This is a genomic window from Fibrobacter sp. UWCM, assembly GCF_900129735.1.
In the GTDB taxonomy this organism is placed as follows: Bacteria; Fibrobacterota; Fibrobacteria; order Fibrobacterales; family Fibrobacteraceae; genus Fibrobacter.
In genome coordinates this window covers 1-2,349 of sequence record NZ_FQWR01000055.1, presented here as the reverse complement: position 1 = coordinate 2,349, position 2,349 = coordinate 1, and the positions used below count along the sequence as shown (strand labels likewise).

Genomic DNA, 2,349 nt, shown 5'->3' with positions numbered 1-2,349 from the left:
ACTGTAGTATATTATTGCTTAATCCAAATGAATATTATAAATTTAGGAATTCTTGCTCACGTTGATGCAGGAAAAACTTCCGTAACCGAGAATCTGCTGTTTGCCAGTGGAGCAACGGAAAAGTGCGGCCGTGTGGATAATGGTGACACCATAACGGACTCTATGGATATAGAGAAACGTAGAGGAATTACTGTCCGGGCTTCTACGACATCTATTATCTGGAATGGAGTGAAATGCAATATCATTGACACTCCGGGACACATGGATTTTATTGCGGAAGTGGAGCGGACATTCAAAATGCTTGATGGAGCAGTCCTCATCTTATCCGCAAAGGAAGGCATACAAGCGCAGACAAAGTTGCTGTTCAGTACTTTACAAAAGCTGCAAATCCCGACAATTATATTTATCAATAAGATTGACCGTGCCGGTGTGAATTTGGAGCGTTTGTATATGGATATAAAAACAAATCTGTCGCAAGATGTCCTGTTTATGCAAACTGTTGTCGATGGATCGGTTTATCCGGTTTGCTCCCAAACATATATAAAGGAAGAATACAAAGAATTTGTATGCAACCATGACGACGATATATTAGAACGATATTTGGCGGATAGCGAAATTTCACCGGCTGATTATTGGAATACGATAATCGCTCTTGTGGCAAAAGCCAAAGTCTATCCGGTGCTACATGGATCAGCAATGTTCAATATCGGTATCAATGAGTTGTTGGACGCCATTTCTTCTTTTATACTTCCTCCGGCATCAGTCTCAAACAGACTTTCAGCTTATCTCTATAAGATAGAGCATGACCCCAAAGGGCATAAAAGAAGTTTTCTTAAAATAATTGACGGAAGTCTGAGACTTCGAGACGTTGTAAGAATCAACGATTCGGAAAAATTCATCAAGATTAAAAATCTAAAGACTATTTATCAGGGCAGAGAGATAAATGTTGATGAAGTGGGTGCCAATGATATCGCGATTGTAGAAGATATAGAAGATTTTCGAATCGGAGATTATTTAGGTGCTAAACCTTGTTTGATTCAAGGATTATCTCATCAGCATCCCGCTCTCAAATCCTCCGTCCGGCCAAATAAGCCCGAAGAGAGAAGCAAGGTGATATCCGCTCTGAATACATTGTGGATTGAAGACCCGTCTTTGTCCTTTTCCATAAACTCATATAGTGATGAATTGGAAATCTCGTTATATGGTTTGACCCAAAAGGAAATCATACAGACATTGCTGGAAGAACGATTTTCCGTAAAGGTCCATTTTGATGAGATCAAGACTATCTACAAAGAACGACCTATAAAAAAGGTCAATAAGATTATTCAGATCGAAGTACCACCCAACCCTTACTGGGCCACAATAGGGCTGACTCTTGAACCCTTACCGTTAGGGGCAGGGTTGCAAATCGAAAGTGACATCTCCTATGGTTATCTGAACCATTCTTTTCAAAATGCCGTTTTTGAAGGGATTCGTATGTCTTGCCAATCTGGTTTACATGGATGGGAAGTGACAGATCTGAAAGTAACTTTTACTCAAGCCGAGTATTATAGCCCGGTAAGTACACCTGCTGATTTCAGACAGCTGACCCCTTATGTCTTCAGGCTGGCTTTGCAACAGTCAGGTGTGGACATTCTCGAACCGATGCTCTGTTTTGAGTTGCAGATACCCCAAGTAGCGAGTTCCAAAGCTATTACAGATTTGCAAAAAATGATGTCTGAGATTGAAGACATCAGTTGTAATAATGAGTGGTGTCATATTAAAGGGAAAGTTCCATTAAATACAAGTAAAGACTATGCCTCAGAAGTAAGTTCGTACACTAAGGGCTTAGGCATTTTTATGGTTAAGCCATGTGGGTATCAAATAACAAAAGACGGTTATTCTGATAATATCCGCATGAACGAAAAAGATAAACTTTTATTCATGTTCCAAAAATCAATGTCATTAAAATAATGGAGCGGTCAGGAAATTTCTATAAGGCAATACGGTTGGGATATATACTTATCTCCATTCTTATCGGATGTATGGCATATAATAGCCTCTATGAATGGCAGGAGATAGAAGCATTAGAACTTGGCAATAAAAAAATAGACGAGCTCCGAAAAGAAATAAACAATATCAATATTCAAATGATAAAATTTTCTCTATTGGGTGAAACAATACTGGAATGGAACGATAAAGATATCGAGCATTACCATGCACGGCGTATGGCAATGGACAGTATGCTCTGCCGTTTCAAGGCCACCTATCCAGCAGAGCGCATCGATAGTGTGCGCAGTCTTTTAGAGGATAAGGAACGACAGATGTTCCAGATAGTCCGGTTAATGGATGAACAACAATCTATTAACA

General features: G+C 39.5%; 2 protein-coding genes. Both read left to right on the top strand.

Features of this window, described 5'->3' with window-relative positions:
• Positions 1-27: 27 nt before the first annotated feature.
• Positions 28-1,953, top strand: a complete 1,926-nt coding sequence (gene tet(Q) / locus BUB22_RS15910) for a tetracycline resistance ribosomal protection protein Tet(Q) (protein ID WP_072831140.1) — start codon at positions 28-30, stop codon at positions 1,951-1,953.
• Positions 1,953-2,349, top strand: a 397-nt coding sequence (locus BUB22_RS15905; RefSeq protein ID WP_073116656.1) for a hypothetical protein, incomplete at its 3' end; no start/stop codon positions are given. The genes tet(Q) and BUB22_RS15905, both read left to right, overlap by 1 nt.